At 67.9% G+C, this 22793-nt stretch carries 17 protein-coding genes and 4 pseudogenes; 9 read left to right on the top strand and 12 right to left on the bottom strand.

Annotation, left to right across the window (positions count from 1 at the left end):
- Positions 1-268 precede the first annotated feature (268 nt).
- The 5 genes from HY68_RS45920 to HY68_RS36105 all read right to left on the bottom strand — a co-directional run bounded on the left by HY68_RS45920 (position 269) and on the right by HY68_RS36105 (position 4327).
- Positions 269-871 (bottom strand): hypothetical protein, encoded by a 603-nt coding sequence (locus tag HY68_RS45920; protein ID WP_241778878.1) that lies wholly within the window; start codon positions 869-871, stop codon positions 269-271.
- A gap of 141 nt (positions 872-1012) precedes the next feature.
- Positions 1013-1879, bottom strand: coding sequence for a hypothetical protein (locus HY68_RS36120; RefSeq protein WP_042000083.1), 867 nt, complete (start codon positions 1877-1879; stop codon positions 1013-1015).
- 227 nt (positions 1880-2106) lie between these two features.
- Complete coding sequence (locus HY68_RS36115) at positions 2107-2769, bottom strand: hypothetical protein (protein WP_042000080.1); 663 nt, start codon at positions 2767-2769, stop codon at positions 2107-2109.
- The gene (locus HY68_RS36110; protein WP_042000077.1) at positions 2769-3233 is read right to left on the bottom strand and encodes a DUF2199 domain-containing protein; all 465 of its coding nucleotides are present in this window, start codon (positions 3231-3233) and stop codon (positions 2769-2771) included. Before HY68_RS36110 ends, HY68_RS36115 begins: the two co-directional genes overlap by 1 nt.
- Before the next feature lie 287 nt (positions 3234-3520).
- Complete coding sequence (locus HY68_RS36105) at positions 3521-4327, bottom strand: S1 RNA-binding domain-containing protein (protein WP_241778877.1); 807 nt, start codon at positions 4325-4327, stop codon at positions 3521-3523.
- 509 nt (positions 4328-4836) lie between these two features.
- Between HY68_RS36105 and HY68_RS46240 the strand changes: the two are divergent.
- Positions 4837-5370: pseudogene (locus HY68_RS46240) on the top strand (hypothetical protein); the annotation flags it as partial.
- A 701-nt stretch (positions 5371-6071) separates the two neighbouring features.
- Here the strand turns inward: HY68_RS46240 and HY68_RS44440 are convergent.
- Positions 6072-6583: pseudogene (locus tag HY68_RS44440) on the bottom strand (transcriptional regulator); the annotation flags it as partial.
- Positions 6584-6872: 289 nt separating this feature from the next.
- A complete protein-coding gene (locus HY68_RS43105) occupies positions 6873-7607 on the bottom strand; it encodes a hypothetical protein (protein ID WP_157874518.1) in 735 nt (244 codons plus the stop codon).
- 65 nt (positions 7608-7672) lie between these two features.
- Between HY68_RS43105 and HY68_RS36090 the strand changes: the two genes are divergently transcribed.
- Genes HY68_RS36090 through HY68_RS36080 form a run of 3 tightly spaced genes read left to right on the top strand, consistent with a single transcriptional unit; the run spans position 7673 to position 11230 of the window.
- Positions 7673-8245, top strand: coding sequence for a hypothetical protein (locus HY68_RS36090; RefSeq protein ID WP_042000074.1), 573 nt, complete (start codon positions 7673-7675; stop codon positions 8243-8245).
- A 16-nt stretch (positions 8246-8261) separates the two neighbouring features.
- Positions 8262-10709 carry a tetratricopeptide repeat protein gene (locus HY68_RS36085; RefSeq protein WP_042000071.1) on the top strand — a complete coding sequence of 816 codons (2448 nt, stop codon included), beginning with the start codon at positions 8262-8264 and terminating at the stop codon, positions 10707-10709.
- On the top strand, positions 10706-11230 hold the full coding sequence (locus tag HY68_RS36080) for a hypothetical protein (RefSeq protein ID WP_042000068.1): 525 nt from the start codon (positions 10706-10708) through the stop codon (positions 11228-11230). Before HY68_RS36085 ends, HY68_RS36080 begins: the two co-directional genes overlap by 4 nt.
- On the opposite strand, the gene HY68_RS39845 is transcribed toward HY68_RS36080, so the two are convergent.
- The 5 genes and pseudogenes from HY68_RS39845 to HY68_RS36060 all read right to left on the bottom strand — a co-directional run bounded on the left by HY68_RS39845 (position 11138) and on the right by HY68_RS36060 (position 15620).
- Positions 11138-13405: a tetratricopeptide repeat protein gene (locus HY68_RS39845; protein WP_078864118.1), complete on the bottom strand. Its 2268-nt coding sequence runs from the start codon at positions 13403-13405 to the stop codon at positions 11138-11140. The two genes, HY68_RS36080 and HY68_RS39845, sit on opposite strands and share 93 nt — an antisense overlap.
- Before the next feature lie 98 nt (positions 13406-13503).
- Positions 13504-13977: a hypothetical protein gene (locus tag HY68_RS36070; protein WP_042000065.1), complete on the bottom strand. Its 474-nt coding sequence runs from the start codon at positions 13975-13977 to the stop codon at positions 13504-13506.
- Between the two features lie 64 nt (positions 13978-14041).
- Positions 14042-14182 (bottom strand): annotated as a pseudogene (locus HY68_RS41355) (SAM-dependent methyltransferase); the annotation flags it as partial.
- A 175-nt stretch (positions 14183-14357) separates the two neighbouring features.
- Positions 14358-14774 (bottom strand): hypothetical protein, encoded by a 417-nt coding sequence (locus tag HY68_RS36065; protein ID WP_042000061.1) that lies wholly within the window; start codon positions 14772-14774, stop codon positions 14358-14360.
- A pseudogene (locus HY68_RS36060) lies at positions 14771-15620 on the bottom strand (IS5 family transposase). The gene HY68_RS36065 and the pseudogene HY68_RS36060 overlap by 4 nt, the downstream one beginning before the upstream one ends.
- 435 nt (positions 15621-16055) lie before the next feature.
- On the opposite strand from HY68_RS36060, the gene HY68_RS36055 reads away from it, so the two are divergent.
- The 5 genes from HY68_RS36055 (at position 16056) to HY68_RS45910 (ending at position 22405) form a co-directional block, all read left to right on the top strand.
- On the top strand, positions 16056-16760 hold the full coding sequence (locus tag HY68_RS36055) for a hypothetical protein (protein WP_042000058.1): 705 nt from the start codon (positions 16056-16058) through the stop codon (positions 16758-16760).
- Entirely contained in the window at positions 16757-18766 is a 2010-nt protein-coding gene (locus HY68_RS36050; protein ID WP_157874517.1) for a hypothetical protein, read from the top strand. The genes HY68_RS36055 and HY68_RS36050 overlap by 4 nt, the downstream gene beginning before the upstream one ends.
- Before the next feature lie 47 nt (positions 18767-18813).
- Complete coding sequence (locus HY68_RS36045; RefSeq protein ID WP_042000051.1) at positions 18814-20907, top strand: hypothetical protein; 2094 nt, start codon at positions 18814-18816, stop codon at positions 20905-20907.
- 680 nt (positions 20908-21587) lie between these two features.
- Positions 21588-21860, top strand: a complete 273-nt coding sequence (locus tag HY68_RS36040) for a sigma-70 family RNA polymerase sigma factor (RefSeq protein WP_198533505.1) — start codon at positions 21588-21590, stop codon at positions 21858-21860.
- Positions 21839-22405, top strand: coding sequence for a hypothetical protein (locus HY68_RS45910; protein ID WP_042000046.1), 567 nt, complete (start codon positions 21839-21841; stop codon positions 22403-22405). The genes HY68_RS36040 and HY68_RS45910 overlap by 22 nt, the downstream gene beginning before the upstream one ends.
- Positions 22406-22793 lie beyond the last annotated feature (388 nt).

The raw sequence follows: 22793 nt of genomic DNA, 5'->3' as shown, positions 1-22793 counted from the left end.
GGCCAGCCGACGTGAACGGGGTCACCACCGGGCGCGCAGCACGCCGTCGCTATCGGTCAGGGCGGCGCAAAGAAGCGGATGGCGTTCGTCCAGGTACACGGGCAGGGTGCAGGCCGCCCGGGCGTCGGCCACCAGACCGGCGAGCTCTTGATACTCGGTGTCGTCGACGATCGCGTGTCTGATCGTCCCGTCCTGCGTCTCCCAGACGAACTCCGCGGATCCCTCCTCTGGCAGCGTGGCGAGGACCGCGCCGACATCGAGGTTCGGGTCAGGTCAGCAGGGCGCGCGGACTGAGATCGATACGCACCGCGTCGAGGTTCTCCGGCGTGAGGCGGTGGAAGCGTGCAGCGTTGCGGACGTAGCCCTCCTCCAGGAGGACTGACTTCCGTGAGGCCAGCACGGTGCGCACGCGCGCCCAGAACCCCTCGTCGGCCGTCTCCATCACGTCCGGCTCCTCAAGCTCCGCTGCGTAGGGGAAGGTCGCCATCGGTTCCGGGAAGAGACCGAGTTCCCGTGTACGGGCCACGGCATCCGCGCGGAGCCGGTCACTGCCCACATACACGTACTGGTCCCACCCGACATGTACGGTGAACACGTCCCCCACCTCCAGACGACACCAGGCACCTTGTTCGCGGAGCATGACCCGGACCAGCTCCAGAGCCACCGGAAGGGGAACCTCGGCCCCGTCGTGGTATCCGGCGAGATCGGGCGGGAAGAGCCCGCCGAGGCCATGTCTCCCATCCGACGGGTCCACGCCGAAGTGGGCGACCGCTGACTGCGTGCTCGCGAATCCCCAGCCGGTCGATGCCCGAGTCCTCCGCGAAGGCGGCGATCGCCGCGAGGTACGCGGCTTCGACAGGCCCATGGTCACTGACCGCCTCCTCCGCACCGTTGTAGTAGCCGTGTTCGTCATGGTCGGCGGGGTCGTACTTGGTGATTCGGTGGATGAAGGACGGCGGCACGCTGCTCCCTGCGCGGTAAGAAGGGGAAACTGTCTTTCCAGTGCTGGGTATCAGCTGCTGAGGTCGAACACGCCCCAGGTGGTGAACGGTTGGGCCTGGACGTAGATCCTGCTTCCTCGGCCGACAACCCGCCGGCGGCCGGGTGTGGAGCCATCGGGCAGGGTGAGCAGGCCGACGTTCGTTGGCTCGACGGATGTTTCGATGATCTCTCCGTGGGCGAGTCGGTCCCGCTCCTCGCCGTAGCCGCCGTAGAAGGCGACTCGCTCACCGTGGACGGCCACCGCGTGGGAGCCCCGTACGCGGTTCGCCCACACCCTGACGGGGCGCTTGGTGCGGTCGGGGCGTATCTCGACGAGCGGGAAGTCCGTGTATGGGCACGCCCAGGCGGCGGTGCCCGACACGTTCAGGGCGTAGCAGTCGAAGAGACCGGGGATGCCGGCGTCGTCTGACGCCCAAGCGAGGCGGCCCGTGGCGCTCCAGCAGCGGATTCCCACCGGGTTCTCGTCGAAGTGCCCGACCCAGATACGGCCCGCCTCGTCCACGAGCAGGTGCTCGACGGCGTCCCCGACGCAGAAGGACGAGGTCTCGCGGCCGAGCGCGTCGAAGACCTGGACCTGGTTCGCGTCCTCGTACCGGCGGACGCGAGACGCGGCGACGACAAACCCGCCGTCAGGCAGGCGGTCCAGGTGCGGCCAGCGGGCCCGCACGGCGCTCAGCTCGGTGAGTTCGACGTTGCCGTCCGGATCGACGGAAACGACCAGCGCGTCAAAGGGCAGGACATCGCCGCCGGGCTGCGGAGCGCGTTCGGCAAGCAGCCAGTGGGCGGTGCCGAAAACGTCGACGGTACTGGTCAGGACGTGGCGGTCATGGTGCCCTTGGGGTAGGTGGGCGTAGGGAACGAGGGCGGTTTTCTGCACGGGCGGGCTCTCCTGAGTGGGCGGTCGGTCACGGCCATCGGGCGCTGGGGTGAGCGGCGGTCGGCGGCGCGCGAGCGGTGGAGAGCGGAGCGGGGCGCCTAGATGGCATGGCCCTTTCTGGTCGTCATGAGGTGATCGTGGTTGACATCCGACCTAGGGACAAGCCATTTTTCCAGACCCTGCGCGGCCCCTGCGCTGCAAGGAGATCCAGAGGCGCTGGGGACCGGCTACCCGCCGTGGAGGCCCCACTCGTCGAGGCCCCCGTAGACGTGAGCCTCAAGGCATTGAGGTGCGTCAAAGCCAACAGCTTCGCCGCGGTAGAGGGCAATCAGCGAGTCCTCGCCTCGCCACCACGTGTCGGTCAGGCCCTGCTCTTCAGGTACCGGCTCGTACCCGCCGAGGTCCAGGGACTCGACGGCCTTCCCCCTGATCTTGGAGACGGTTTTGGCCCAGCGTCCGGCATGGGCGGCGAGCGCCAAGGACTCCACCCATCCGTCCGTGTTGGAGTGCAGGGGCGTCCAGCGGTTGGCGTCAATCCCGAACTCGCCTTCAGGCCCGATCATGAATCCGTAGGCCATGGACACCCGCCCGCTGCCGGCCGGGAACGACCAGCCCTCCGTCGCCGAGCCCTCGGGATAGTCGGCGCCCAGGATGCGCGGACCGCCCTCGTAGAACGGAGCCGGCGGCAGGGCAAGGCCGCCCCAGCGGTCCTGAAATTCCATGGCCCGGTCGATCTCCGCTGCGGGAATCCCGCGCCCGACCCAGGCGTCGCGGTGACGCCGGATGCCCCGCATCGGGACACGGATGCCGTCCACCTCGACGAACCTCTGGGCTCTGCGGCTCAAGCCGGAAGGCGCGACCGGGATCGACGACATCGATGTGCCAGCCATCACTGCTCCTCGCTGCTGCCAGAGTGGAACACGGCCTCCGCGATCTCTCGCACGCGGTCCAGGGTGATCCCCGCGCGCTGTTCGACAGCGAGGGGATGGTCGGTGGGCTCCAGTTCGACGTAGGGGCGCTCGCCAACCGGGCGGGTGTGGACGCGGGTCTTGAGATTGAGCGTCGTGGGCGAATAGACCGGCAGATCAGTCGTCAGCCAGCCGAAGTACGGCTTCTCGGCCTCCCGGCCGAGCGTGTCCCACAGGTCCGCCGAGCGGGAGAAGTTCTCGCGGCTGAGCGACACCCAGACACCCCACGAGAACACCTCGTCGCTACCGATGATTGGTATCTCGATCATGCCCTTCACGAAGTAGTGCTGCCCATGAACCACGCACTGGTCCGAGGAAAGCAGGCAGTCGTCGGCGTCGGCGAACGCCGGATCCCACACAGCCGGGGCCTCGGCCGAGTAGTTCATCGGCAGCTCAGAGTGGTGGCCACCACAGCACGAGCAGGTGAACCCCAGATCACTGGTCATGGCACTGGAGCCTAGTGACGGGTTCCGACACTGCCTCGGGCAGGAACCCTCTCCCGACCGGCTGCCCTACAAGGGGCTCAGTCGCAGTGGCTCGAACGTCAAGGTGTGACGGACCAAGGTTGTTTGCGAGTGATCGTAAGGAGTGAGCTGGTCTCAGGCTTCGGGGAGCGCGATGGTTCGCGAGGGCGGGGCACGATAGGTTGCGAATTCGGCATGGCGACCCGGACTCAGGAGTCATGGGCGCGGAGCCTGACGCGGTGTCGCTGAAGGTCGACTTCCGCAACCCGCACCGTGATCTGGTCTCCCTCGCTGACGAGTTGGGCTGGGCTTTCGACTGGCGAGCCGGTCATCTCGGAGACGTGCAGAAGCCCCTCGATGCCGGGGCCGAGTCGCACGAACACGCCGAACGGGACGATCTTCGTGACAGTCCCGTTGAGGACATGACCAGTCTGATCAGCGAACCGGACGAGGGGGTCTTCAAGGAGGGCCTTCAAGGAGATCGTGACTTGGGCGCTGCGCGTCTCAGACATGATCACCTCACCGGTGATCCGCTGGCCGACCTCAGTTGCTTCCGAGGGGTGAGTGATCCAGTCCCACGTCAGGTCGGGCACGCGAATGAACCCAGTGCAGAGCCCTTGGGGCTCGCCGTCGAGATGAACGAAGACCCCGAAGTTGTGAACCCCCGACACCGTCCCGGAAACGATCTGTCCAGGCTGAATGGCCACCAGGAAAGCGCGTAGTTCGGGGTTCTCGCAGGCACGCGCCGAGAGGTTCAGCTGCCCTCGCCAGCGTCCGATCTGCTCGGCTTCGATCCGCTGGCCCACCGTGAAGACCTCGGACGGATGGTCGGCGCGACGAATCGACACCTCATCTTGGGGAATGCGGCCGACCTCGCTGCCTTCCTCGCCCGACTCCCCAAGGAGGACAAGGACGTCCGCTCCGTCGAACCCTGCGACCGTCATCCTCCTCAAGGGACCCGGCCGGAGCTTGTTGATCAGAGACTGCAGACGAGGATCGGGGACGGACTCGGACACGGGTGGAGCCTAACTTCCGCACGACCTTCCAAGGCGGGTTTCCAACGAACGTCCAGCGACCCGGTATCACGGAGTGCCACGGCCATACGACTCGCAGGTTGGCGTGCTCCACTCGCAATCTGGCTTGCTCCGTCGCACAAGGGCAGTCCTCACTCACCTCGCATTGTTCGATTTGTGTTCGATATATTGATCTCAGAGGTGCATCGGCAGCCCTCGAAGTACTGGGAGGTGAATAGTCATGCTGCTGCGAACGGCGTGCGTCTCGCGGCCCATGGTGACGACCCCGTCCGTAGCAGGAAACCGAGACACTCTGAGGCATCTGGAGAACCCCGGCTCAGCCGGGTGACCGCCATGAGCCAGCAGATCGTGCACGTCCGGTTCGAGCTCGGCCCCCAGCACCCACCGGACCTGCTGCCCGAACTCAACAGGATCGCCGAAGCGTTCACACCCCAGGTGCAGCTCCTCCCGCCGAACTCTGTTGTCCTCAACGTGGCGGGGGCGCTGCGGTTGTGGGACTGCGACGCCCCGGACCTAGCCCGGCTGGTGCAGCTGCGGGCCGCCGCGTTGTACGGGGTGCGCGGCGCGGCCGCGACCGCGCCGAACCGGATGCTCGCCTCGACAGCCTGCGCCCTGACCGAACCCGGCCGCCTGTTCACCGTCGGCCACTCCCCCGCCGAGGTGGACGCCTTCCTGCGGCCCCGGCCAGTCAGGGAACTGCCCGGTATCGGTCCGCCGGCCTCCTCGGCCGCCACGGCCGCCACGGCCTGCATACCGTCGGAGACATCGCCGACCTTCCGCTGCTCACGGTGCAGCGCCTGCTCGGCGCGAGCACCGGCCGCACAATTCACGAACGCGTCCACGGACGGGACATCCGCACCGTCGACCCTGAGCCCGTCGCCCGCAGTACCAGCGCTGAGCATGCATTCGTCCAGGACGAACTCAACCCGGCGCAGCACCGCCGCGCCCTGCTGTCCCTGGCCACCCAACTCGGCGGCCGGCTGCGCGCGTCTGATCAGGCGGCCGGCGGGCTGACGGTCACGGTGCTGTTCGCCGACCGGTCGACCGTCACGCGCAGCCGTGGGCTAGCGGAGCCCAGCGGGCACACCGTCATCGGCCGGCCGCCTACGCCCTCTACGACACATTCGGTCTGCAACGCGCCCGCGTACGAGCCATCACAGTGCGGGCCACCGCCCTACGGCCGGCCGCTTCCACGTCACGCCAACTCGCTCTCGACCCCCAGGACGACAACCAGCTGCTGATCGAGGCTGTCGTCGACCGCGCCCGGGCACGCTTCGGCGATCACGTGCTGCACCCCGCTGTGCTCGCCACAGGCCCCGAGCCGTCAACTGCCAAAAGACAGCTCGGTCGCCGACGAGACTTCCCCCGACCATAGGGGGTCGGCGCCGGAAGACTGCGGACATCGCGCCTACTTCGCCGCCCACGTGACGCGTCGCAACGTCGGGGCTACGGGGCTACGGGGCTACGGGGCCCAGCCTTCGCTGATCATGTGGTCAGGCTCCCGGCCGTAACACCGCAGGCTCTCCGCCTCATCCAGCCGCGCACCTTCTGCCAGCCGCGTGGCCGCCTAGCTCAGGGGGTGGTGTCGCCGGCGTCGGTGTCACGCTCGTACCAGGTCAACGCCTCATCCAGCCGCCCACCTTCTGCCAGCTGGTCGGCTGCCCAGCGTGGTGTCGTCATGCCGTCTGCTCGGGGGCTGTCGCAGGGGTGGGTGCGCGTGGTCGGGAGCCGTCCAGGAGGCGAGGAGGCGCAGTGCTTCGTCCGAGGGGGTTCCGGGTTCGGCGGTGAGGATCATGAGTCGCTGCCCGCTGTCGTCGGGGCTGGTCCAGGTGTCGCAGTCCAGGGTGAGGTTCCCGACGACTCGGTGGCGGTAGTGCTTGGTGCCGTAGGTCGCGCTGTTGACCCGGCGCTCGGCCCACCAGGTGCGGAAGTCGGGTTCAAGGACGGCGAGTTCGCGACGAGCCGGGCGAGTTCGGGACGGTCCGGGTCCGAGGCGGCTTCCATGCGCAGAGCGGCGACGGCGTCGCGGGCGTCATGCTCCCATTGGGTGTGCAGGGGCGCGGATCACGGGGTCGGTGAACACGAGCCTGACGTAGTTGCGCTGCCGCGCCGGGATCGCACCGAAGTCCGTGTACAGCGCGGAGGCCGCTCGGTTCCAGGCGAGCACATCCATGACCGGCCGAGCACGACGGCTGGAGTGCCGGTCAGCTGGTCGAGGAGGCGCCGCATCGCCGGGCGCGGGTTCTGCCGGGTGTGCCAACGCCGTGGCCGCGCGTCGCACAGGATGTTGCCCAGCCGCGTGGGCAGGATCCGGTCGGCGCGCGGCAGCCATCGCAGCGCCTCCTCCAGCCGGACGAGACGCATCACTTCCCTCCGGTCCAGGGGCGGGCCTCTTCCCTGGGCGGCCGGGTACCCCAAGTGCCGCAACAGCAGGGAGTTCGCCTCGCTCTCGTGGCGGGCCGCGCGGCGGGCTTGACGCCCGCGCAGCCGGCGGCTCACCGGCTCCGCCCACCAGGGCCAGTACCCCTCAAGCAACCGCAGGACGGACGGCGTCAGTTGCGACATCAGGAGACTCGAACCGGCTAGCACGACCAGGCCGGTCACCAGCAACGCGACCTGCTCTCCGGTGTCGAGGCCGCCGAAGTCGTGCGGCCTCGTTGCGTGGGCTGCCGCTGCCGAGCACACACAGGGCAGCCAGGGCCAGCCAGTAGACGGGAGCGGCGAAGCTGGTCACGAGCGAGCGTACGACGAGTTTGCCGACCGCGACGTTCCAGAAGGCCGTCACAACGGAGCCCTGCTGAGCAGCTGGGTGCAGGAAGAACAGACGGGGACGCGCTGTACGCGGTTGCGGCGCACGAAGGTATCTGGCTGTGCAATCGGGCGTCAGGCAGGTGTACACGGTGGCACCGGAGACCGGGGTGCGCGGGCTGGGCGGGACCTGATATCCACTCGGTAGGGCCCTGTGCTCGACCTCCTCCGTCTCCTTCGCGCGTATCCAAGCGGCGAGGCGAGGGTCCGAGTCGAGCACACGACGCAGGGCCGTATTGTCCGCAGTGGTCAAGGCCTGTTTGATTTCATGATCGAGACGACGGGCGTCCTCGGCCACGATCTGTGTAAGCACCTGCAGCAGTTCCAGCGCCCACATGCCGAGCCCGTGGGTCTCGGCCTCATTCATCTGTTCCCCCAGCACCGATGCGAGCGAGCCCCGAGTGTCGCACGCATGGTCGCCCACGGAGGGCAAAAACAGGAAAGCACGGTTCAAGCGGCGCGATGGCCTCCATACTTTCCCCCATCCGTCCGTCGAATCCGTGAGGAGCGGCCGAGTTCATGGCTTCCCGCAAAGCGAAGGCCGCCGACACCGACCTCTATGTGAAACTCCACGGTCGCCCCGGCACCGGCCCACCGGTCACGCCGTCGCAGACACCGTCCCCTGCACAGCCGCAGAACGGCGAATCCCTTGCGGCGAAGGCGTCGTCCTTCTGGGCCGAAGGAGATCGCGACCCGACCAAGAAGCGTGACATCCCGCACTTCTACCCGTACTTCTACCATTCCGTTCTGGCCCGGAACGGAAAGCCCCTGACCGGACAGAACATCTTTTCCTTGATCGAGTACATCCACGCCATGCTGCATTTCCAGGGCAATCTCTGGATCATGGAGGACATTCAGGATCCCCGCACGGGCGAAGTCTTCAAGCAGCGTTTCGGCGGTCCGCTGGACGAGTACCCGTATCCCGAGCACCGGCCCGACGACGAGGTCGACTTCCTGTGGGCCTTCCGGGCGACGGTCCGCCCCGGCTTGCGGCAGTTCGTCGACCAGACCTACACGCGGCTCACCAGCCCGGACAGTCGGCTCCTCAAGTACGGCCGCGCACTGCCCCTCGACCTCTGGCACGACGCGTGAAGCGACAAGGACGGACATGACCCCGCACACCGCGCACCATGACGTCTTCCTTTGTTACACCTGGCCGGACGGCAAGGAATGGGCTGACGCCATGTACGACGCACTGACGGAAAGGGGACTGGACGTCTTCCAGGACGACCTCTCGGTGCCCGAGTGGGACGAGGAGGAAATGCTGCCGACGGTCAGGGCGGCCCTGCTCGGATCGCGCGTCATGGTTCCCCTGCTCACTCCGCGCTTCGATGAGAGCGACCACTGCTGGTCCGAACTGCATCTCGCGCTGTCCTGCGCCAAGGCGCTCGGCGGCACGGCAATGTGCCGCGTCATGCCGCTGACCTGGAATGTGAGGCCCAAGAACGTCAGGCCCAAGGCGTTGAAGAGACGCAAACTAACCCGGGAGGGTCGTTCCGTCGAAGAGCTGGCGAAGCACGTCGCGGCCACGGTCTACGCTGTGCTGAAGGCCGACGACCGGCGCTTCGGTGACGCGATGGGCGGCGGAACGAGTTGGGTCACCGACGCACTGCCCGGTGAGTTCGGGTTCGTCGGACGACGTAAGGAACTCTGGGCCCTGCACGACGCCTTCCAGGAGCTCGACGGGACCCTCGACACCGGCGCGCCCCTCGTCGCCGTACGAGGACTTGGCGGCTCGGGCAAGACCACGCTATGCAGGCAGTACGCCCGTTGGGCCGCTCAGGACCATCCCGGCGGAGTCTTCGTCGTCCCCCTGGCCGGCAGTGATCCGACGGGCCGGCACGACTCCGACGCGGTCAAGAACGCCTTCGACCGAGCCATGACCCACATCGCCATGCGCCTCTCGCTCCCCGAACGCTGCCGTGATGGCGAGGAGTTGCGGTACACCGTGGCCCGCCGTCTCGAAACCCTGCCGCCCTACCTCTGGATCATCGACGACCTCCCCACCTCGGTCGGCCTGGACGAGCATCCCTATCTGCTCGCCCCCAGCCCCAACGGCAGAACCCTGCTCACCACCCGCGGTAATGCCACCGGCCGGGTCCGCACACAGCTCCGCCTCGGCGGACTCGGCGCGAGACCGGCGTTCCAGCTCCTGACCGCGGGTCGGCTGCCGACCCGCGCCGACGCCGACGAACGCAACGCCGCCCGGGGCATCGTGGCGGAGCTGCGGGAACACCCCCTCGCGTTAAGGATCACCGCGGGTCTGACGACGGCGGAGCGGTTCCCCGGCTACCGTGCCCTCCTCGCCGATCTCCGCGAGGACGCCCGACCTGTGCTCGAACTCGCGGACCACCTGGGCCACGACCTGCCCGCGGAGACCGCCCGCCCACTCAGCGGCGTGCTGCTGCGCACGTTCGACACGCTGCCCGCCTCGGCCGTCCGTCTGCTCGCGACCGCGAGCGTGCTCGCCGCGGCTCCCATCCCGCATGACGTGCTGACAGCCGCTTTCCCTGATGGGAACGCGGACCCGCAGGCTGTGGCAGACGGCATCAGCGCGCTCGCACGCCGACAGCTTCTCGAACAGAACGGGGGAGGCGGGAACGACGTCGACGACGGCCTCGGCAAACCCGCCTGCTCCGTCCACGCGCTTGTCGGCCGCGCCGCGCGCGTCCTGCTGCGGGGCGACCTGCGGGCCGATGCTTCTCGCAGAGCCGTCCGAGTCCTGGCGGACCTGCTCGAAGACGCGGGGCCCGATGCCGCATCGCGATCCCGCACGCTCGGACTGCTGGCGCACGTCCAGGCCGCGGCGAACCTGGCGGCGCCGGAGGGCTGGAACGTGCACGCCGACCAATGGGCCCTTGTCGACCGGTCCGGGCAGCTGCGCGCGCTGCTCGGGGACAGCGCGGGCGCTGTCGAGGACTTCCGTGCCCTGCACACCTCGTGTGTCACCTCGCCGCACTGCGACCCATACACCACCTTGCGCGTCGCGGTCGGACTCGGCGCCGTGCTCCAGGAGAACGGGGCACTCACGGAAGCGCTCGACATCCAGCGGCGGACCGTCGCGGAACTGGACGCGCTGCACGGCCATGATCCGTTCGGCCGCCCCCATCCGCACACGTTGTGGGCGATGAACAACCTCGCCAACACGCACCAGGCCCTCGGTGACCAACAGGTGGCCCGCGCCCTTCTGCGGGACACCCACCGTGGCTGGCACGGTCGCCACGGCCCCTCGGCCCGGGAGACCTTGACGGCACTGAACAACCTGGTCATCACCGTCGGCAGGGGGCCCGGCCGTCATGCGGTGCCCGCCGCGCTGCGCATCGCCCTCTGCGCCCACGAACGATGGGTCAACACGGCGGGGCGCGACGCCCGCGGCACGGTGGACAGTCTGTTCAGCATCGGCGCCAACCACCTCCGCCTCGGTGACACCGAGGCCGCGCTCACGGCGTTCGAGGAGGTCTGGCGGCGCCGCCAGGCTCACCTCGGCGACGACCACCCCGACACCCTGGACGCCCGCGAGAACATCATCAATGCACATGGGAGGGCCACTTCATGACAGCCGATCCTGCCGACTGGAGCCACTACGCCCTGTACGCGGACCGGCTCCGCGTGCAGGGGCCCGTGCACCTGGCCACCGTGACGACTCTGCGAGCTCTGCTGCACGCCGAACTCGCCGACTCTCCCGCGCCGCAGGGCAGCGACGGCACGGTTGGCCTACCGCGCGAGCTGCCCGACGGCATCACCCCCGAAGGCGTGCATTTGGACGACGATCACGCCGAGCTGCTCAGCGAACTCCTCGTCGCCGCAGTCGAGTTCCAGGAGCGACAGGTCGCCCGGTACGGACCCGACGCGCCCGAATCGGCGCGCGCGACCTTGAGTCTCGCCCACGCGATGGCCGCGGCGAACCAGTACGAGGGGCAGCGCGACGACGCCCTGCATCTGGTGCGGGACGCCCGGGAAGGCATCGACGACTGGGCGGCACGCTCACCCGGCACCGTCACCGCCAGGGACCAGGAGGTCGCCCGGACCCTGCACCACTGGATCCTCGACACCCTGGGGGAGGAGCCCACCTACTGAGCGGGACTGCTCCATGTCAAGATCTGCCAGCTCCGCGGCCACGGTCTCCGCGTCCGGCGCCCCGAGCGACGTGAACAGGTCGAGTGACCGTTGCCAGCGATCCCGGGCCTCGTCGACCCGGCCCGCGACGGCGTACATGGAGCCGAGCCGTCGCAGAGCCCGCGCCTGTTCGTACCGGCTGCCGGCCCTGCGTCCGAAGACGACGGCCTCTTCGTAGGCCGACACGGCGGACGCCTTGCCGCCCCGCTCCCGGGCCGCACCTAGCGTGTACGCGGCCTGCGCCACGTCGAGATCGAGGCCTAGGGCGGAGAAGAGAGTCCTCGCCTCGGTGGCGTGGCTCGTCGCCTCATCGGTGCGCCCCAGGGCGGTCTCGGCCTTGGCCATGCTCCGCAGGGTGATACCGACCTTCCGCAGGGACCCGGTCCTGCGGTACGCCTCCAGGGCCCGTCGTTGCAGGTCCAGGGCTTCGATGTGTGCCCCCTCGCGCCTACGGACCGAGGCAAGGTTGGCAAGGGAGTCGCTGAGCCCGAACTCGTCGTCGAGAGCGACGAAGAGGTCGTGCGCCCACTGGTACTGCTGTGTCGCCTCCTCGATGTGGCCCGTCTCCAGCAGCGCACGCCCGAAGTTGTTGCGGGTGATGGCCTCGGCACGGCGGTCGCCAAGGCGAATGCAGCCGGCCAGGGCCGAGCCGTGGCTCTCCAGCCAGCCGTCCAGGTGCTTGGACAGGTAGAAGTAGTCCCGCAGGGTGTATGCCAACTGCCAGCGCCGGACGTCGAACGCGGGCCCTTCCAGTCGGCAGAGCGCCACCAGGGTGCGCCACTCCGCATCCATCCAGCGCAGCGCGTCGTCCCGGTCCGCTGTCGACGGGACGGCCCCGGTCTCGGGAACGTCGGTCGCTGTCCGCGCGGTCGATGCCGTATCCAGGGGAAAGCGGTGGCGGTACGGCATGATGATGCGTCCGGCGCTGTCCGCCGCGGTCAGGTAGTAGTCGTACAAACCGTTGAGCGGATGAGTGGCCCCCTTCGGCCTGCGGAGCGCCGCGTGCAGTTCGCGTCCATAGGCGCGCAGCAGGTCATGCAGGGTGTACCGCTCCTTCGCCGCGTCGTCCACCAAGTGCGCATCGGACAGGCGGCGCAGCACGCGGTCCGCCTCGTCGTCCGGTATGCCGAGCAGGGCTGCCGCCGAAGGACGGTCGAACGTGTCGCCGGGATGCAACGCGAGGAGGGCGAACGCTTCGCGGAGCCGTTTCGGCAGGCCACGGTAGGACCAGGAGAACACGGTGCGCAGGGTGGAGTGGGTGTCGTCGTCCGTGGCGAAGAGGTCGAGGCCCGTACGGACGTCGTCCAGCTCACCGATGAGCGAGGCGATACTGCGGGCGGGCCGCTCGGCGACCTTCTGCGCCGCGATGCGCAGGGCGAGCGGTAGTCCCGCGCAGTAGGCGGCGAGCCGGCCGACGCTTTCCTCCTCGTCGGTCGCCCGCTGCCCGATGGCCGCTTGGAGGAGTGCGAGGCTGTCGGTACGGCCGAGCATGCCGAGCGCCACGGTCCGCGCGACGTGGTGCACGCCGAACCCACTGAGCTTGCGTCGACTGGTGACCACCACGGCGCAGGAGTCCGAGCCGGGAAGGAGCGGACGCAACTGGTCGGTGGAGAAGGCATTGTCGAGAACGATCAGCAGCCGTCGGCCGCTCACCGCCGAGCGGAAGGCGGCAGCCCGTTCCTCCAGCGGCCCGTTCTCCGCGGCACGGGACCGTCCCAGGGCGCGTAGGAAGCCGCTGAGCGCGATGAGCGGGGAGAGCGGTTCGTCCGGGCCGAAACCTCGAAGGTCGACGTAGAGCTGGCCGTCGGGGAAGTCGGGGACGGCCCGGTGCCCCCAGAACGTGGCGAGCGCCGTCTTGCCCGCGGCGGCAGGGCCCACGAGCAGTACGATCCTCGGCTCTCCGGAGTCCGGAGACTCGCGCAGACAGGCCATCGCCGCGAGTTCCGGGTCTCGTCCGACGAACAGGCTTGTTCGTAGCGGAAGTTGTCGAGGCACCTCGGCGCCCGGCGTCTCGCCGCTCATTCGGATCCCGCCGTCGATACGACCCGCCTGGACCACCACACCGGCGGAGGCATGGACCGCGTTGGCCACTTCATGCCCTCGGGGCGCCGCGGCACGGTCCGGTTGATCGGTCATGCAGCTCCCCCTCGGCGCACGCTCTCGTCTGGCCTCCTTCGAGGGTAGCTACGGGTACCGGACATCGACAGCGGTTCTCGACCGCGGTCGAAGGGAGGTCAGGGCTGCGTGGGTCGAGAGGGTGACTCCTGAGGCGCGGGAGGCGGAACGGGCCTGGGCGGCACTCCGAGGCTGAGCGAACCCATCGTCCCGGCCTGGATCACCGGCCCGTGCTGCACACCGCCGCTGATCGTGTTGTGCACCTCGACCGCCTCGTGGCCCGCAGGGCGGGGCAACTCATGGAGTAACGCCCGCAGTTCCTGCACGATGGCCGGATCGGCGAGCAGCCTGCGCCGCAAGCGAGTGCGCCACTCGGCCTCGACGTCGGCGGCGACCTGTTGGTCCCCGGACTCCGCCGCGGCCGCCAGCTCCCCGCGAGAGGTCTCGAGCTGCTCCTCGACCTCGGACTCCGCCGTGCCGCGCTGGAAGAAGGCAACGATGCGGTCCCGCACCGCGCCCCAGGAATCTGTTGCCATCTGCTGTACGAACGCCGTGGCCCCCGAGGCGGCCAGCGCCGTCAACTCCGCTTCCATAAAGCTCCCTTCGCAGCTGGTCGGAAGGTTGCCGCAGCAGCGGTCGGTACCGCTTGCGCCCCACCTCGCCGAACATCGCGATGTCCGCCGGTTCTTCCCCCTCCGAGCTGTCCATCCGCCAGCCCCAGCAGGAGACCACGCCGGGCTCATGCAGGTCCAGACCGTCGAAGAAGCGTTCCACCTGGCGCTGGGTGCGCTGGGTCAGCGTCGGGATGCCGTTCTCGTTTCAAAGTGGGACGGCCGTGTCGACATCCGGCATATCGGAACGAGCGACGCTCCCGTTCGTCCAAGAAGAGACGACGGTCCACTTGGCGCTCGCGGTCCAAACGGCGCGACTTCTCAGTGGGTGGTTTGTGACGTGATGTCCGTGTCGGGCTTGGCTAGTGTTTCCGGCTGAAGGTTCCGGGCTCGGCTTCAGCAAGGAGTCCAAGTGTGACCAGGCGCTTCATCTTGGTGCGAGTGCGTTCGACGTGCTTGGGCAGGAGCTCGAGGTCGAGCGCCTCGCAGATGTCGCGGGCCCTCAGTGGGCCGACGGCGTCGTTGAAGACGGCGAGGATGCGCGGGTAGTCCGGATGCTCGGGCAGCTCCAGACTTCCTGGCAGGCCGGCCGCCTGGGTCGGGATGCGGTCGGCGAGACCGGTGACGGTCGTGCGGGTGATGGCGAGGTGCTCCAGACGCAGTTCGGCCTCGCGAAGCTCGTCCTGCAAGGCATCGATCCGGGGGCGGAGTTCGTCGGACAGGGCCCTGGCGGCGTCTTGTTGAAGGTCGAGCGCCTGAAGGAGCGGGTTCAGGTTCACGCGCCGGCCGCCTGCGGATCGCGCCAGGTGAGCGCGGTCGTGTCGGTGAGCGGTCGGGCCATGACCTGGATCATGGCCCAGTAGACGCGCGAAGCGGAGGAGGCCGGGCGGTGTTCGTAGTCGCGGACCAGACGCCGGTGCAGTATCAAGATCCCGAAGGTCTGTTCCACCCGCCACCGCTTCGGCTGCGGCACGAAGCCCTTCTCCTCGGGGTTGCGCCGGACGATCTCAACGTCGATGCCGAGTCCGGCCCCGTGCATGACAACCTGGTTTCTTGAAGCCCTGGTCGACCAGGGCCTTACTGACCGAGCCGCCGGCCGCGACGGCGACCTGGTCGAGCAGAGCGATGCCGGCGGCGTTGTCGTGGACGCTCGCGGCCATCACGGTGACGGCGATGACCAGGCCAAGGACGTCCACGGCCAGTCCCCGCTTGCGCCCGGGCACCCGTTTCGCGGCGTCCTTGCCCGTCGTGACTGCAGGGACCCCGGTGGCCGCCCGGACACTCTGGGTGCCCAGGATCACCAGGGTCGGGTCCTCTAATCGCCGGTTCCTCTCCCGCACCTGGCAGCGCAGGAGTTCATGAATCTGCTGGTCGGTGCCATCGTCCCGCCAGGCGGCGAAGTAGTAGTACGTCGCACTCTTCGGTGGCAGGTCGTTCGGCAACAGCGACCACTGGCAGCCGGTCCGGGACTGGTAGAGGATCGAGTTCACGATCTCCCGCATCGGATAGCGGCCCTGGTGGCCGCTCACGGAACGGTGCCGGTTCTTCCAGGCCGTGAGCACCGGCTCGATCAACGCCCACTGCTCGTCGGACAAGTCGCTCCGGTACGGCTTGCGTTCACTCATTCCACCGATCCCATCAGGCCACCGGCACCGGACCGGAACGTTCCGGAAGCATCCACACCATCAGGCGACACCAGAACCACTCATAGGCTCACGAACCGCCCACTGAGTAACCAGAAGATCAGGCGTGACCGGTTGGATGCCGAGCAGCGAGCCGCCCTGGCCGCGCTCAGTGTCGACGGGAGGGCATCCTGACGCTATTGGGCAGGACGCGGCACTCTATGCGGCCCGGCGTCTTTCGCTGTGCCGGGTCGCCGGCATCGCACTGCAGTACGTATCGGCACTGGGCTCAGAGCTACTGACCTGGGGCTACGGGGCGGGAGCCGCTGGACAGTCGCATGGTGGCGATCTTTTCGGTGCACCGGCCTCAATTTCGGCTCCACTAACTGACATCATGACCTGTGGTGACCGAGTGGTTGGTCTGCGTAAGGGAGCTCTATGGTCGCGTCCTTGACGGTACGGAGGGCAACCCGTTGGCAGGACTCCGTCCGGCTGCTGCTGTTGATCGACGCCGCCGCAAAGCCGCCGGACGAAGGTGACGCGGCACCCGCGGACACGGTGGGTATGGTGCGCACTCAAGTGCGCCTGCAAAAGCTCGACTTCTGGGTGCGCTATCCCGACTACCTCGCGTTCGAGCTCATGAACGAGTACGAGGCGACGCCTGACGAGGCAGGTCTTCTCGTCCTCGCCTCGGAAATCCTGGAATCCGCGGAACCGGACCTCCGCCGCTTTCCGATGCTGCGCCACAAGTTCGGCGCTTTTGAAGAACTGGACGACGCGCTGGCCCCGCTGGTGGAGCGCGGTCTACTGCGCAAGACACAAGTCCTCGGCCGCACAGGGCAGAAGCGCATCGTCGAGCACGTGTATTTCCTCCTCGAACGAGGCCACGAGGTTGTCGGGTCGCTCGTACAGGACGCTCCGGCGCTGGAGTGGTACGTCAACCGCACCAAGCTGGTCGTAGCGCTGGTCGACGGCCTGGGTGGAACGCAGATCAAGAACCGGCAGTACCTCTTGAGTGACTACGCCGACACCCCGTGGCGGCAATACATCGCCCCCATCACCGAGCAGGCCCGCACACGGCTGCGCCAGCTGAAGGCCGCAGCTCTGATGCCCACAACCGACGTCAACCAGGAGGCATCGTGACCGCGCCGCCCCTCACCAGCACAGCCCAGGCAGGAGTCGTCCCCTCGGCTGGCAACATTCTGCAGGGCGTCGCAGTGAAAATGGGCCTGACCGTAGAGCAGGTCGAACGAACTCTCGCCGAGGCCAACATCACCCTGAAGAACCCGGCGGCAGCCGACCGCCGGCTGCAGATATTGCGCCTTCGGGCCCAGGGCGTGAAGCATTCAGGTGAACCCTTCACCGTGGAGCAGGATTTCTCGACGGGAGTATGGGCGATCGTCCACCCCGACAACAGCGCTGGCAAGACCAGCCTGCTGGAGTTCCTTGTCTGGCCGCTGCGCGGCGAGCCGCGAGATCTGCCGCCGGACGTCCGCTCCTGGGTACGGCATCTGAGCTTGGACCTGTCCGTGGCCGGGCGCCCCATCCGAGTCGTTCTCGGTATCGACCCCGAAGCTCAACCGGCGGTGACGGGACGGATCCTGACCGCCAAGACGACTGAGCAGTTGTTGGCTGCCGACGAGGCCGGGAATGGGCTGCGTCTGCTGGAACAGGCTTCCGGAGCTGACGAGGTGGACCGCAGTATCGGATCATTCTTCCTCGACGCCCTGCGCATGGGGCACACCAGTTTGTGGCAGAACGGTGGCGGCGCCGATGGTGAAGGTGCGCCCCAGGTCCACGGCTGGGCCTCGTACTTCGGAGCGTGCTACCTCAACCCAGGCGGCGACGAAATCCTTCTCGGGGACGTCAACGCTGTGGGCCTGTCCGCCCGGCTCATGGAGCTCTTCGTCGACATCCCCTACAGCACCGTCCTCACCCAACTCTCGGTCGCCGGAAAGCGCGAGCGGAAGACTCTGACACAGGAAAAGCGCCGCGCGGAGGGAGATGCCGACGCGCGCAAAACGGAACGAGCGGCTTGGCAGAAGGAGCTGGAACAGCTCTCCCTTCAGATCACTGACCTCCGGAGCCTGGCGAGCCAGGACGTCTCGCCCCTGCTCCATGCCTCGGACCAGGCCGCAGCCCGCCTCCAGGGTGCGCAAGGCATGCTTCGCGAGAGTGAGCAGGAGCTCACCGAGACAAACGCAGCCCGGGTGCGCGCCGACCAGGCATTGCTCGATGCTCGCGAGACCTGGCAGGCCCGCCGGGTGCTGGGCCGGCTCAACCCGGTTTGCTGTCCGCGGTGCGAAGAACCGCTCGACCGGGCGCGTCACCAGCAGGAGCGTGAGGACGCCTCCTGCGCAGTGTGCACACGGCCGATGCCTGAGATCGACGAAGAGACCGCCGAAGTGCTCCTGCAGGACCTGCAATCGCAGCTGGATAGCGCCCGGGAGGCCGTGGAAGCAGCCGTCAGACAGCACGATGCCGCAACTGCCACGGCGGTAGAAGCAGTCGCCGAGCAACGGGCGGCTGCAACAGCCCTGCAGCAGGGGCTGGCGACATCGCAGAACCATGGTCGGCTTCGCCAATTGGAGTTGCAGGCGGCCGGTCTGGAGGGGCGCCTCGCTGCCACCGGTTCGGTTCCCGACGAACCTCCCGTACCGATGTCCGCTCAGGTCCTGACGGCGGTATACGAGGCCGTCCGGGAGGAGGTGAACGCCTCCGCCAAGCGGCTGTTCCCTGCCATGAACACGCAAATCGTCGAACTGGCGAGCCGTTTCGGAGTGCAGAACCTCGATAGCGTCCGGCTCGACCGCTCCGGCAAGGTCAACGCCGTCAAGGCGGGCGTGAAGACACCATTCAAGAGCCTCAGCCGCGGTGACCGACTCCGGATGCGGATCGCCACGGTCATCGCTCTGCTGCGGGTCGGGGCGGATCGCGGTGTGGCCGCCCATCCCGGTCTGCTGCTGATCGACTCGGTCGCAGCTGAAGAGGTCACCGAAGTGCCTGCCCGCACGCTGATCTCCGAGCTGCAGATCATCGCCAAGGACCTCCCCGATCTGCAGGTCGTACTCACCACCGCGCAGCCCGAACTCGTGGACACCCTGCCCAACGCTCAGCTCATCACCCGTACCGATGAACATCTGTTCTAGTCTGCCCGTTTGAGTTCCACGCGTGCCATGCAGAAGGGAGAGGGACGGTGACTTCGAGCGCGGATGAGGCTCTCCACGAGTGGGCCAGCCGCGCGAGCGATGAAGACCTGGAGACGGGGCCACACCTGGAGGACCTCGGTGGAGCAGACACCGTGGCGGCTGAGGCAGACAGCTGGGCCCGCGGTCCGCAACTGCCCTATCTCCTCGCCGCAGTGGCCCACGGCCTCGACACCCTTCCTGACGACCAGGCCCGCGCACTGCTCGCCGCCGCAGCCGCGGGTCTTCGCCAGCCCCATTCGGCGTGGGTCCTGACCGACGCCCTAGACATCGTGTGCACCCAGCCCGACCTCGCCGCTCGCCTGGGTAACCGGACCCTCAGAGATCTTGCAGCGCTCGCCGAGGCTGCGCTGTCCGGGGACTCGGATGCCGCGTACGCGCAGCCAGCCGTCGCCGGCCTGCTGCGCCTGGCTGTGGCCGGAGGAACCCCACACCGTCTGCTCACTCTTCTCACCGAGATCACAGGCACCGAGCCAGCCGACGCCCTGGAACGTCTCCCCGTCCTGATCGGTATTGCCCGCGACCACTTCGCCGACACCGACGGCCTCCTCGACGTTCTCGGAACTCTGGAGAACCAACCAGGCCTCGCACCCAACAGCCGGGCCGACGCAAGCTTCGAACTGGCCTTGGCCGCCGAACGAGCGGCACTGGAAGCCCCGGACCGGGCCACCGCCGATGAGCAGCTACGCCTGGCCCTGATGCGGTTCTCGGAGATAGACCGCACCCACGAAGCACGCCTGGATGCCCGGGCCCACGCAGCGGCCATCTCAGCGGTCCTCGCATTCGCCGACCTGGAGAAGGATCCGGCGGGTGCCGACAAAGCGCGCACGCAACTCACCGAAGCGTCCGGCCAACTGGACGCCACCGCCGCGCAACTGGCCGCCTGGACGGGCCGTATGCACCAGCTCGACTGGCTCAGCGCCCGTGGTCTAGCCCAAAGCGCTTGGTCACGACTGGTCACCACACTGAGCATCGCTCAGACACATCTCGACCAGCCCAGCTGGTACAACCCCGCTGGCGCCTTCAACGACCTCCTGAACATCTACGTTGCCAGCCGCAGCATCTGCACCCCCGCATCCGACTCACCAGGACTCACCGCCCTGATCAGCCCCGCCCTGGAAGCTCCGTTCGTACGCAGCGAAGGCCTGCTGCACCAGATGGAACAAGCCCTAGCCCACGACCCCCAGTTCACCGGCCACCCGGACGCCCAAGCTCTGCACGAGGCAGTTCAGGAACGGCGTCGGCAATCGGCAGCCGCAGCAACGTCCCAGGAGGGGGTGCCGGGAAAACTCCTCGAAGGCCGCCCAGCGCTCGCCACACTCTTCCGCACTGACGCGACTGCCGACCCACGCGATCTGGACCTGCTCGAGCAGCGTGCACAGGAGCTCACCAGAGGTTTCACCCCCACCGGCAACGCCCGGGTCGACGATCAGCTGTTGGCCCTGCTCGACACGATGAAGAAGAGCCCGGCCTGGAAGCCCAGCGACAGCCACTTCTTCACCACTCTTCTTGAACACTTCCTGCGCTTCCTCTACGACCGCTTCGACGCCCAGGCCAACCTCTACGGCGACCGCACCGCCTACCTCGGGCCGGCCCGTAGGGACGATAAGGGTCTCGACGTCTCTTGGAATGAGAAGAACCTCCAGGACGACTTCCACCAACATCTCAGCCCCCAGTTCCCGCCAGGCAGCATCGAGCGGGAGAAGTGGGACGTGGCCAGCGGTCGCGCAGATGTGATCTTCACACCGCAACCCGGCAGCCGGTTCGTCGCCGAGATCAAATGGCGCACCACACCGTGGAAAGACCGGGAGGTCATTCGGCTGGATTACCTCGCTCAGGCCGCCAACTACACCGCCACAGGACCGCCCTTCGCGCTTCTCCTCATCGGAGACGCCAGCGACCACTCCGCCGGCTACCGCGACATCGAAGACAGCGTCTGGATCTTTAACCATGCCCGCAGCGCCACAGAAATTCCGCGGCTCGTCGTGACCGGTGTCCTTCCGACCGCGCGTAACACTCCGCACACCCTGCGTATAAAGCGGCCGAAAGTCGGGGGCAGGCAGCCACGAAAGGGGAAGGCTTAGATTCGCCGAGCGCTGCTCATCCCCTGGCCAGTGTGCAGCCATGACAGCACCGTAAACGCCGGGTACGACACCACAGCCGAGTCCGGCGGTCGGAGCGGTCTCGCAGCGCGTCAGGTACCGAACCAGGAAAGCCAGTCAGCCTTCTGCGCGGCCTGCTCGGCTTCCTGCTCCTGTTCGTCCACCCCCGGACCAAGCTCAACCCGGGCCAATCTCTCACTCGCTGATCAAGAACCGCCTGGGCGCGGACGCACTGCGGAAACTGGGCATGAAGCAGGCCTGGTCACCCTCGCTGGCGCGTGGGCTCACGCAGCGGACGATGCGCCAGACGTATTCGGAGAAACTCTTGTGCCCGACTGGACGGATCGGAGTCCCTCGGCGGCATCTGTTGTAGAAGCCGAGTTGGACCGAGCAGTATTTGCCGGACCGGAGCAGGGGGCGTGGGATGTGGGTGCAGGACGTCGTGAGCGGCATGGTCCTGGAGAGGCTGAGTGATGACGCTTACCTCTGATTCGCCGTGCGCACGCTCCGGCTGCTCGCAAGGAGCGGTGGTCTCCTGCCTGGAGTGTCCTTGGGGGCCCGCCATGGCGCCGGTGCCGCCCAGGCCCGAGCCTCCGCTGAGCAGCCTCAGCCCCACGATCCTGCCGCGGCAGCTGAACTCCTTCCACGACACGCACCGTTTGATGTTCATCAAGTACGTTCGTAGCCGAGGTGTGCTGCGTGAGGATGCCGAAGATGTCGTCAGCCAGGCCTTCTTGACGCTCTATCGTGCCGGGCAGTCGTTCTTGAACGCCGACAATCCGGCGGCCTTCGCCTTCAAGGTCCTGCGTGATGTGACAGCAGACCATTTCCGTCGGTGTGACCGCAGGCCTCGAACAAAGGAGCTGTCGGATGCGTTCGAGGGCAGCACAGGGGCCGACGGTGGCAGGGTGCAATGCCGTCGGTGCTGGGGTTGATGGAACAGCGTGAGGCGCGGGCGAAGCAGGATCTGGAGTCCTGGACGGAGGTCTTGGAGCAGGCTCAGGCGGAGGTGGATGCCGCGCGGGAGCGGGTCGAGCGGGCCCGGGTGGGGCGTGAGGAGCTCGTGTCGGTGTTGGCCGGGGAGAGCCCGGTGAACACGCCGGTCTCCGGGCCTTCTGGTGGTGGGGCGGCTGCCCACGTGGGATCGAGCGGCTCCGGCGCGGGGCATGGTGAGCGGCCGCCGGTGTGGCGGTCGGGCATGGGCGAGGAGGTGCTCGGCGGCCTGTATCGGGAGGTGTTCGCCGCGGTGGTGGCCGCTTCGGGGCCGGTGAACGGGGTGGAGCTGACGCGGGCGGTGGGCCGGGAGGCGGAGATCAAGAATGAGGTGGAGAAGATCCGTCACCGTGCCTATGTGCTGGAGAAGCGGGGCTGGCTGGTGCGGGCGGAGGACGGACGGTTCATGCCTGAGCCCGGAGCAGTCGGCCGGGGCGTTTCTCCGGCCAGCGTGGAGCGTCTGCGGCCAGGCGCCGGGACAGCCTGATCACGGCGGCCCACCACACCATCTGCTGGTGGTGGTCGGGGCGGCGTTCGTGGTCGCGGTTGAGGCGGCGTGCGCGGGAGAGCCAGCTCAGCGTGCGCTCCACGACCCACCTGCGGGGCCAGTACGACAAATCCGCGTTGTCCGTCACAGCGGCGCACGACCTCGGTCCGGACTCCGTGACGGGCGAACGCCTTCGCCAGCGCCGGACCCTGGTAGGCGCTGTCGACCCACACCAGTTTCAGCAGCCGGCCCGGCTGCTGCATGAACGTCTCCAGCAGTGCGGGGGCGGCCTTGGAGTCGTGCACATCGGCCGTGGTCACGGTGACCTCCAGGAGCAGGCCGTCGGTGTCGGTCAGGATGTGACGCTTGCGCCCGTCACGTGACTTGC

Source organism: Streptomyces sp. AcH 505 (assembly GCF_000818175.1).
In the GTDB taxonomy this organism is placed as follows: Bacteria; Actinomycetota; Actinomycetes; order Streptomycetales; family Streptomycetaceae; genus Streptomyces.
Note: the sequence above shows the minus strand (reverse complement) of the source record. Positions and strands in the feature narration are given on the sequence as shown.

Bases quoted from the DNA above. Each gene is read 5' to 3' on its own strand.
- HY68_RS36115 (WP_042000080.1), bottom strand. From the start codon at position 2,769: ATGGCTGGCACATCGATGTCGTCGATCCCGGTCGCGCCTTCCGGCTTG.
- HY68_RS36110 (WP_042000077.1), bottom strand. From the start codon at position 3,233: ATGAACTACTCGGCCGAGGCCCCGGCTGTGTGGGATCCGGCGTTCGCC.
- HY68_RS36090 (WP_042000074.1), top strand. From the start codon at position 7,673: ATGGCTTCCCGCAAAGCGAAGGCCGCCGACACCGACCTCTATGTGAAA.
- HY68_RS36085 (WP_042000071.1), top strand. From the start codon at position 8,262: ATGACCCCGCACACCGCGCACCATGACGTCTTCCTTTGTTACACCTGG.
- HY68_RS36080 (WP_042000068.1), top strand. From the start codon at position 10,706: ATGACAGCCGATCCTGCCGACTGGAGCCACTACGCCCTGTACGCGGAC.
- HY68_RS39845 (WP_078864118.1), bottom strand. From the start codon at position 13,405: ATGACCGATCAACCGGACCGTGCCGCGGCGCCCCGAGGGCATGAAGTG.
- HY68_RS36070 (WP_042000065.1), bottom strand. From the start codon at position 13,977: ATGGAAGCGGAGTTGACGGCGCTGGCCGCCTCGGGGGCCACGGCGTTC.
- HY68_RS36055 (WP_042000058.1), top strand. From the start codon at position 16,056: ATGGTCGCGTCCTTGACGGTACGGAGGGCAACCCGTTGGCAGGACTCC.
- HY68_RS36040 (WP_198533505.1), top strand. From the start codon at position 21,588: ATGTTCATCAAGTACGTTCGTAGCCGAGGTGTGCTGCGTGAGGATGCC.
- HY68_RS45910 (WP_042000046.1), top strand. From the start codon at position 21,839: ATGCCGTCGGTGCTGGGGTTGATGGAACAGCGTGAGGCGCGGGCGAAG.